The sequence below is a fragment of the Robertmurraya sp. DFI.2.37 genome, from assembly GCF_029211245.1.
In the GTDB taxonomy this organism is placed as follows: Bacteria; Bacillota; Bacilli; order Bacillales; family Cytobacillaceae; genus Robertmurraya; species Robertmurraya methanolica_A.
Genome location: NZ_JARGEJ010000360.1, coordinates 1 through 370, shown reverse-complemented (window position 1 = coordinate 370; position 370 = coordinate 1). Strand labels below are relative to the sequence as shown.

Below are 370 nucleotides of genomic sequence, written 5' to 3'. Positions count from 1 at the left end.
ATTCTTCTAAGAGGATGCGTTCTAGTTGAAGAACACGTTTGTGAAGATGTTCTGCTCTTTCATTCGATTTTCCAACCATCATAATCAGACGTTCAAGTAAAATTTCCAGGCTTTTCTCCCGGCTCACCATCTCGCTCAAGTCTGTAACACCTCTTTTTCCACGTTGGTCACTTGATTTCTTTTACCCTCCAGAAATCTAACGGATTCTGCGATAACTTCTGTGACATATTTGCGACCATCCTCACTTTCATAAGTCCGCGTCTGTATTCTCCCCATGAGTCCAATCAAAGTCCCTTTTTTGCAATAAAGGGAAAGATATTCAGCATTTTTACGCCAAATCGTACACTGAACAAAGTCAGCATCAATTTCC

Annotated in this window: 1 protein-coding gene; it reads right to left on the bottom strand. The window is 40.8% G+C overall.

Annotation, left to right across the window (positions count from 1 at the left end; translation table 11 throughout):
- Nucleotides 1-135: 135 nt before the first annotated feature.
- A partial coding sequence (locus tag PZE06_RS26875; protein ID WP_275792224.1) for a single-stranded DNA-binding protein occupies nt 136-370 on the bottom strand: 235 nt, incomplete at its 5' end.